This is a genomic window from Yersinia sp. 2542 StPb PI, assembly GCF_048593855.1.
Classification (GTDB): domain Bacteria; phylum Pseudomonadota; class Gammaproteobacteria; order Enterobacterales; family Enterobacteriaceae; genus Yersinia; species Yersinia enterocolitica_E.
In genome coordinates, this window is the sequence record NZ_JAZGQA010000179.1 from 1 (window position 1) to 8,525 (window position 8,525).

Sequence of the window (8,525 nt, forward strand, 5' to 3'; positions counted from 1 at the left end):
GGATTTAGCCTGAAACAGTTTTTCCAATAATAATTCTTTTGATAATAATAAGTTTTGCATCTTATAGTCCTTAATTACACCCTACCCAAAGAACATGGTGTTACAGGTGACAGCATGCGAGTAACGAATGTAGCTAACACCGCTACAGCTTCATGTGTGGAGGGCATAATGCCCAGTCCAGCGTCTGCTCAAGCAAACGGGCACCATGGGTGGTTAAAATAGATTCCGGGTGAAATTGGTAGCCACACACCCGATGTGCGTCATGGCGCACCGCCATGACCATCTCACCAAAACGGGCGTTAACAGTTAATTCTGTTGGGATATTGCTGCCCACTAATGAGTGGTAGCGGGCTACTGGCAGCGGATTCGGCATGCCTGCAAACATAGCTTGTCCATCGTGTTCAATGGCCGAGGCTTTGCCGTGCAGTATCTCTCCGGCCTGTCCTACATGGCCGCCATAAGCTTCGACAATGGCCTGGTGGCCAAGGCAAATACCGATAATCGGCAACTGGCCGCGTAAACGTTGCAATAATTCGGGCATACACCCCGCCTGTGCCGGTGTGCCAGGACCGGGCGAGAGCATCAGTACCGGTTGTTCGAGTTGTTGCAAGCGGGCGATAATGGTATCGGCGGCGATTTGGTTACGGTAAATCACCACCCGATGGCCACTGGAACGTAATTGGTCCACCAGGTTGTAAGTAAAGGAGTCAATATTATCGAGCAGCAAGATATCAGCCATTAGAAGATCTCCCTGGCATGGTGTGCGCTAGCAATTGCCCGCAGAACCGCACGTGCTTTATTGCGAGTTTCATCGGCTTCGGCCTGTGGAATGGAGTCAATCACCACACCGGCCCCCGCTTGGACCGTGGCGATACCGTCTTCGACATAAGCTGAGCGGATAACAATGCAGGTATCCAAATCGCCGTGTGCGGTAAAGTAACCCACCGCGCCACCGTAACTGCCCCGACGTGCGCCCTCACTGCCAGCAATCAATTGCATAGCGCGGACTTTCGGTGCGCCGCTCAGGGTGCCCATATTCATACAGGCTTGATAAGCATGCAGTACATCCAGATCCTGACGCAGCGTGCCCACTACGCGCGAGACCAAATGCATCACAAAGGAATAGCGGTCAACTTTAGTTAAATCGGCCACATAGCGGCTACCCGGCTCGCAGATGCGGGCTAAATCATTACGGGCTAAATCCACCAGCATCAGATGTTCAGCCAATTCTTTATGGTCAGTGCGCATCTCCAGCTCAATACGGCTGTCTAAATCGCGATCCAATTCACCATTGGCACGGCGGCCACGCGGGCGGGTACCGGCAATCGGGTAAATCTCAATCTGGCGGTTGGTGGCGTCATATTTCAGCGCACTTTCCGGTGAAGCACCAAACAGGGAGAATTCGTTATCCTGCATAAAGAACATATACGGGCTGGGATTATGGTCTTTCAATGTTTGGTATGCCGCCAGTGGTGAGGGGCAAGGCAGTGAGAAACGGCGTGAAGGAACAACCTGGAAAATTTCGCCTTCTCGGATTGCTATCTGTAATTGGGCCACCACTGCACCGTACTCGGCGTCTGATTGGTTACACTGTAACGCCATCTCAGGCACTGACTGGGCCGGGATCGGTTGTGGTGCTTGCTGTAGCTGGTGGCTAACTTGTTCTAACCGCTGGGTCAGACGCAAATGCTCGCTAGCGTCGGCGGTAAACAGACTGGCTTGCAACTGCGTCGAGCGATGCTGGTGATCCAATATCAACAAGGTTTCGGCTAAATAGAAGCAGAAATCCGGGCAACGTTGGTCCTGGCGCAGCGGGGGTAAATTTTCAAAACCCGCCACCAAATCGTAAGCGAATAGACCACCAATGAATACGGCTTCCCGCTCAGCTACGGGTGCATCGACCAGTTTTAGTAGCAAACGTAGCGCATCAAAAACCGACAATGACTGTAAACGAGAGTCTTCATCTTGCACTTCGTTAATGATAGGGAAGGTTAATTCACGGCCATTCGGGCGCACTTGAATCTCTACTTGTGGCGGTAACGCAGCATCTAACAGCGGTAATAACGACGCGCCATTGCGACTGAGTGCTTCAATCGTGACTTTCTGCTCAAGGGCGGTAATACGTAAAGCACTATCAATAATCAGCAGGCTTTTTAAGTTCTGTTTACTGGTCACTTCTGCGGATTCAAGCAGCAGAGTGGCTGGTCGTGCGCCGCAGAGCTGGTGAAACAGCGCGGTTGGGTCATCGCGGTAACACGCCGGGGTGCTCAGTAACTGTAATGTGGGGCGCGAAGTTTGCATCATTTATCTTTCCTGAAAAGTGATTACGCCGAAATCTGACCATAAAAAAGCCCGCTATTAGCGGGCTGAAGCAATCTGCATTGTCTGGTGACTGATATGCGTGATTACATCGCCCGAGAGAGGGAGATGTGCCACCAACGCAGTAAGGAAATCAGGGAAGTTTTCATTATCAGTCACTACTCTCTATGATTGCATTCAGTTTATTCCCCTTGCCCTTGAAGCCGCAGGGGGTTAGCTACATTCACTTGCTGTTAACTCAGACGTTTAAGTACTCCGTGAACTTGTGTACTAGTTAACTGGTTCACGAGGTAAATGTCAACCCTTGATTGATTGTTTTCTAACAAAGTCTGTGCGGTTATCTATTTCACTTTAATTTCGCTACGGTGGCAGAGCACGACTAAGTTTGATTAACGTTAGTGTGTTATTAACAGGTATGATAGCCCGCCACGCTTTTTCGGATTTTTGTTTTGGTTAATAAGACCATTTTGATAAATAAACCTGTTTTGACTGATAACACCACCTTATCTGATAGGGCCGATGCCGCCACATCAACGGCCTTTACACTTTATGATTTGCATAGCCATACCACTGCGTCGGACGGCTTGTTAACCCCTTCGGCACTGGTAATAAGAGCAGCACAGATGCGGGTAGGTGTTTTGGCTATTACCGATCACGATACCACCGCAGGGTTGGCTGAAGCCGCCACCACCATTGCCCAGCAACAATTGGCACTACGGCTTATCCCTGGGGTGGAAATTTCTACATTATGGGAAAATCACGAGATCCATATTGTGGGATTAGGTATTGATACCCAGCATGCCAGTATTGGCAAATTATTGAGTGAGCAGTCCAACTATCGCTATATTCGGGCGCAGGAAATAAGCGCGCGACTGGAAAAAGCGCGGATTCCCGGTGCCTGGGACGGAGCTAACCGCTTGGCGGGGGGCGGACAGGTAACCCGTGGGCATTTTGCCCGCTATCTGGTGGAATTGGGGTTAGCGAGTAACGTTGGGCAGGTTTTTAAAAAGTATTTAGCCAAAGGCAAGACCGGTTATGTCCCCGCACAATGGTGTACAATAGAACAAGCTATTGAAGCAATTAAGCAATCTGGTGGGCAAGCGGTACTGGCGCATCCGGGTCGTTACGATTTAACCGCCAAATGGTTGAAACGTTTATTAGCCCATTTTGCCGAACATGGCGGTGATGCCATGGAAGTTGCCCAGTGCCAACAAGCCCCCCATGAACGAGCGCAGCTTGCACAGTATGCGCGCGACTATAATTTACTGGCATCCCAGGGATCTGATTTCCATCAGCCTTGCGCCTGGATTGAATTGGGCCGCAAATTGTGGCTGCCCGCAGGGGTGGAACCAGTATGGCGTGATTGGCCTGTAGAGCCAGCTAACGCGAACGTTGAATGATGAGGTAGTGTCATGAGTCAATTTTTTTATATACACCCGGAAAACCCTCAGCCGCGACTGATCAACCAAAGTGTTGATGTGTTACGCAAGGGCGGGGTGGTGGTTTACCCGACAGATTCTGGTTATGCCCTTGGCTGCCGTTTAGAAGATAAAGCGGCAATGGAACGTATTTGCCGAATCCGCCAATTAGATGGTAATCATAACTTCACACTGGTGTGCCGTGATTTGTCGGAGTTATCGACTTATGCATATGTTGATAATTCAGCGTTTCGACTGATCAAAAATAATACCCCGGGTAATTACACCTTTATATTGAAGGCGACGAAAGAAGTCCCTCGGCGTTTGATGAATGACAAACGTAAAACTATTGGTTTACGTGTGCCTTCTAACCCTATTGCGCTGGCGTTGCTGGATGTATTAGGCGAGCCTTTGATGTCGACGACATTGATGCTACCGGGTAATGACTTTGCTGAATCCGACCCGGAAGAGATCAAAGACCATCTCGGTAAGCAAGTGGATTTAATCATCCATGGCGGTTCATTAGGGCAGCAACCCACTACAGTTATTGACCTGACTGATTCCTCTCCTGAAGTTATTCGTGAAGGCGCGGGGGACGCCACACCGTTCCGCTAAATATCTTTATATCTGGGGTGTTGGATACGGCATAACCGAAAGGTACCGCTATCCAACCCAGATGACATGCTCAATCACCGGTGTTAGAAGGCATATTTCACACTAAGCCCGCCAGCTACACCTTCGCGTTTTCCGCTGTAACCTGACAGTTTCAGGTCCATAGACAGATTCTTTTCTTTAGTCGGCGTAATGCGAATGCCCACTTCAGCAATGCCCGTGCTCCCTTTAACGCCAGCAGAATCGATATTGTCCCCATCGATAGTCCCCTTGGCTTTACCATCAAATTCATATTCATAGGCAACCCCGCTGATAACATCCAGTTTCGGTGTGGCATGATAGGTGACAGTAACGCCGGTATTAACACGCTGTGAGTTCAACGCCGAAAACGTCAGCTTCTCACCTTGGGAATTAGTGACACTGTCACTGCCTACTCGAGTCGACAGAATACTGGCATGGGTGTCTAGTTTCACCGCCGGCGTCATGGCATAGCGATAGCCGGTTTTCAGCTGCCCGCTGACATAAGGTGACGCGCTGTCATAATGGCTCGCAACCCCGCCATTCACACCGAAATCAGCAGAAGAGAAATCGCTGGATACGCGGCCTGCACGCAGAGAACTGTTGAGGTAAATAGCGTTAGTGAATGCATAGTTGGCAATAATACCAGCACCTTTATAGTCGACATTTCCGTTACTTTTTACACTGGCCAATCCGCTAAAATCATTATAGGCGTCATAGCTACCCCAGCCGGCTTCAAACAGGCCACCGAGGGTGAGTTGCCCCAGATTCTTAGTGATGCCGGTGGTCAAAGCAAAGCTATCCATATCAATGTGGGAACCGGTGTTGTAACGGCTCTTGCTGCCGGAGGTCAGACCAAATAGCGCCACCTCATTGTCATCACGCTTGAGCTGTGCGGTATCTAACCCGGCAAGCAGGTCGCTGCCTTGGTTGATCAACAGCATGCCTGGCAGGCGGCCTTCCAAATAGGCTTTAGTCTGTGGATTTACCTCAAAACCGGTAATCGGGCTGCTTTCCCGGCTTAATTGGGTTACGCCATCTAACGACGCTTTTACTGCATCATTTTCCCGATACACTCTGATATCAGCCAGTTTTGCCGTACCCATCGTGACTTTTTGCGTGTTATTTAACGTCGCTTCACCCCCAGTGACATTTGAGATAAGCGTAATAGCATCACCCTTGACCAGGCCGCTGTCCTTACTGATACCGGTCACTGCAATAGCCGCATTGTCGATATTGGCCGCGTTAGTCAACGCAATCAAAACATCATTATTTTTAATATTGTTGTTGAGATAAAAATTATAAAAGGCAAAATTACCCATCTTATTCAGAGTGATAGGGTTAGCGGCAAAGTTAAAGGTATTGCCGCTGAAAGCATCACCATATGAGGTTGCGATACCGTCGAACATATCCGCGTACCCCCCCCATATTTCACTGCTATTGGCGTTAAACACCGGAGTGCCTGACAGCGTAATGGTGTTATTGATTGCCGTGGCATTCTCAGGTGTTGGCGCGCCACCAAAGCTTGATGCATAGCCGCCATAAATAAGGCCACTGAATACACCGCCATTCAGCGTAAGAGTGTTGGTATTACTTTTTACCCTGATACTGCTACTTTCCCCTGGGGTTATTTGGTCAATCATGGTGATGGCTTCTGCGTAGCCACCATAAATGGAACCGATAAATGAACCATCATTAATAACAATGGTATTGCCACTGCTTGAGGCGCTGGCGTTTGCCTGAGTTTTATCTACGCTGTTAGTGCCATAGGCAAAAGCAAACACATTGGTATAGGCATATCCACCATGGACAGGGCCATTAAACGAACCGCCATTAATTGTAATGTTGTTGGTATCACTGGTTGCGCGTGCATCAACCAAACTTCTGGCGATACTGTCAGTACCGTAGGCGTTTGCAAAAGCATTGCCATTGGTAACAGAATAACCGCCGTAAATATCACTCTTGAACACACCATTGTTAATAATAATCGTATTCATATTACTGCTGGCGTTTGCATAGACATCACTTTCGGCAATGCGATTTATCGCCATAGCGCTTACCATGGCATCGCTATTGGCATCGGCACTGGCATAACCGCCATAAATATCGCCATTAAATAAACCATTATTAACGATAACGGTATTATTATTACTTGCCCCATTAGCATCAGCACGGCTTATAACCGCGTTAGTATTACTTACGTTAGACGTTGATGCGACAGCATCAGCAGACCCGCCAAGAATAGATTGCAATGTGGCGGATGCGGGCGTATCGACAGTAACAGTATACCCGGAGGCATCGGTACTCTCTGAACCCTCCGCCAATGCGCCAATAATATCAGTACTTGAGGCTGTAGTGACCGTACAGGCACTATCAGTCGATGTTCTGGCGGGGTCGTTACACTCAATAGCATAAGCACTAGAGGCCGCACCGGTCATTAACGTTGCCATCAGGCAGCGGGTAATAATATTTAATTTTTGGATTGTAATAGGTTTCATATAGATGAATACATCCTGGTGATAATAATGATTACAAGAAAGATAAAATCGAAATAAGAAAACGAAATAGAAATAAGAGACGAGAAATTGAGAAAAGAAAGGCTTGGTTTTTAATCGGGTTTAAACTCGCCTTATCGAGTTGGAATTAACACTGCAGATGGCAGTTGATGGAGTACAGTTTAAATTGATTTAGATCACAAAATAATCAGACAAGCATCCGATCGGTGTAGGATTATTCTTGTGTTGCACGATTTTTATCCATTTTGGCCATGGCACTGTAGATCTCTGAGCAAGTAAAAGGGAGGGCAGACACTTTTTGAATCCTTGAGTGTGAAATTAGTGTAATATGTCGGGTCACGAACCAGCGTGTGAGTCCGCCTGCACCCTTTTTAGTGCGCCATGCTGTGTTCTAAAATGTATTACAATCAGTGAGTTTTGCTTGATTGTGAGCTTAACTTATTGATTACAATATATAACTCGACGCCTGTGAAGGCGACATTAGAGGTTGCTCAATGAGCGAGAAGTCAGAAAACCAAAAATTACCAAACTCAAAGCCACAAAGCCCTAAACCGCAGGGCGATAAAATTGTGGGTGAAAAATTACAGAAAATCTTGGCACGCGCCGGTCATGGCTCGCGTCGGGAAATCGAAACCATTATCCAACAAGGCCGTGTCAGCGTTGATGGTAAAATATCAACGCTGGGTGATCGTGTTGAAGTCACTCAGGCCACCAAAATTCGCCTCGATGGTCATCTTCTTTCTATTAAAGAATCTGAAGAGGCTGTTTGCCGTGTTCTGGCGTATTACAAGCCGGAAGGTGAACTCTGTACCCGTAATGATCCCGAAGGTCGCCCAACAGTATTCGATCGTTTACCTAAACTGCGCGGTTCGCGCTGGGTGGCGGTAGGCCGTCTGGACGTTAATACGTCAGGTTTATTATTGTTCACTACTGACGGTGAACTTGCCAACCGTCTGATGCACCCAAGCCGTGAAGTTGAACGCGAATATGCCGTGCGGGTGTTTGGTCAAATCGATGACGAAAAAATCAAACAACTTAGCCGTGGCGTGCAGTTGGAAGATGGTCCAGCGGCTTTCCGCACCATTAGCTTCCAAGGCGGAGAGGGGATTAACCAGTGGTATAACGTTACGTTGACCGAAGGGCGCAACCGTGAAGTTCGCCGCTTGTGGGAAGCTGTTGGCGTGCAGGTTAGCCGTCTGATTCGTGTGCGTTATGGTGATATTAATTTGCCGAAGGGCCTGCCACGGGGTGGCTGGACCGAATTGGATCTGAAGGCAACCAACTACTTGCGTGAGTTGGTCGAATTGGATTCTGAAACTGTCAGTAAACTGCCGGTTGAGAAAGACCGACGCCGGGTTAAAGCCAATCAAATCCGTCGTGCGGTTAAACGCCATACTGAAGTTGCTGGCCGTCAGGTCGCGGGTCGTCAAGGTTCTGCTCGTAAAAGTTCTACTCGTCAAAATACGGGTAATGCAGCGCCAGCAGCAACGACGGCGCGACGCGGATCTAACAAGCGCGGGTAATTTGTCTAATGGGGAGGGATCATTTTCTCCCCATCATTGATGTTAAGCCTTCACATCCCTTCCTCAGCTATTGAGTTGCTTCCTAAAGTATAAAAAATCATCACCCATCTATTGGGTAG

Annotated in this window: 7 protein-coding genes and 1 other annotated feature; of the genes, 3 read left to right on the forward strand and 4 right to left on the reverse strand. The window is 48.4% G+C overall.

Annotated elements, in window-relative coordinates; all coding sequences use genetic code 11:
* Window positions 1–142 precede the first annotated feature (142 nt).
* From V1952_RS17485 to trpL, 3 genes are all read right to left on the reverse strand, one after another.
* Complete coding sequence (locus V1952_RS17485; protein WP_083158925.1) at window positions 143–739, reverse strand: glutamine amidotransferase-related protein; 597 nt, start codon at window positions 737–739, stop codon at window positions 143–145.
* On the reverse strand, window positions 739–2,301 hold the full coding sequence (locus tag V1952_RS17490; RefSeq protein ID WP_420075212.1) for an anthranilate synthase component 1: 1,563 nt from the start codon (window positions 2,299–2,301) through the stop codon (window positions 739–741). The genes V1952_RS17485 and V1952_RS17490 overlap by 1 nt, the downstream gene beginning before the upstream one ends.
* A 41-nt stretch (window positions 2,302–2,342) precedes the next feature.
* Window positions 2,343–2,444 (reverse strand) — a sequence feature (Trp leader region).
* Complete coding sequence (trpL, locus tag V1952_RS17495; RefSeq protein ID WP_002227930.1) at window positions 2,406–2,468, reverse strand: trp operon leader peptide; 63 nt, start codon at window positions 2,466–2,468, stop codon at window positions 2,406–2,408. It overlaps the preceding feature by 39 nt.
* A gap of 318 nt (window positions 2,469–2,786) precedes the next feature.
* Here trpL and rnm point away from each other — a divergent pair, with 318 nt between their 5' ends.
* Together rnm and V1952_RS17505 are read left to right on the forward strand one after the other, a co-directional pair.
* Window positions 2,787–3,719: an RNase RNM gene (rnm, locus tag V1952_RS17500; RefSeq protein ID WP_420075210.1), complete on the forward strand. Its 933-nt coding sequence runs from the start codon at window positions 2,787–2,789 to the stop codon at window positions 3,717–3,719.
* A gap of 12 nt (window positions 3,720–3,731) precedes the next feature.
* Entirely contained in the window at window positions 3,732–4,352 is a 621-nt protein-coding gene (locus tag V1952_RS17505; RefSeq protein WP_005191561.1) for an L-threonylcarbamoyladenylate synthase, read from the forward strand.
* An 83-nt stretch (window positions 4,353–4,435) separates the two neighbouring features.
* Here the strand turns inward: V1952_RS17505 and V1952_RS17510 are convergent, their stop codons facing one another.
* Complete coding sequence (locus V1952_RS17510; protein WP_420075211.1) at window positions 4,436–6,865, reverse strand: autotransporter domain-containing protein; 2,430 nt, start codon at window positions 6,863–6,865, stop codon at window positions 4,436–4,438.
* A gap of 512 nt (window positions 6,866–7,377) precedes the next feature.
* On the opposite strand from V1952_RS17510, the gene rluB reads away from it, so the two are divergent.
* Window positions 7,378–8,406, forward strand: a complete 1,029-nt coding sequence (gene rluB / locus V1952_RS17515) for a 23S rRNA pseudouridine(2605) synthase RluB (RefSeq protein WP_372558974.1) — start codon at window positions 7,378–7,380, stop codon at window positions 8,404–8,406.
* Window positions 8,407–8,525: the final 119 nt, after the last annotated feature.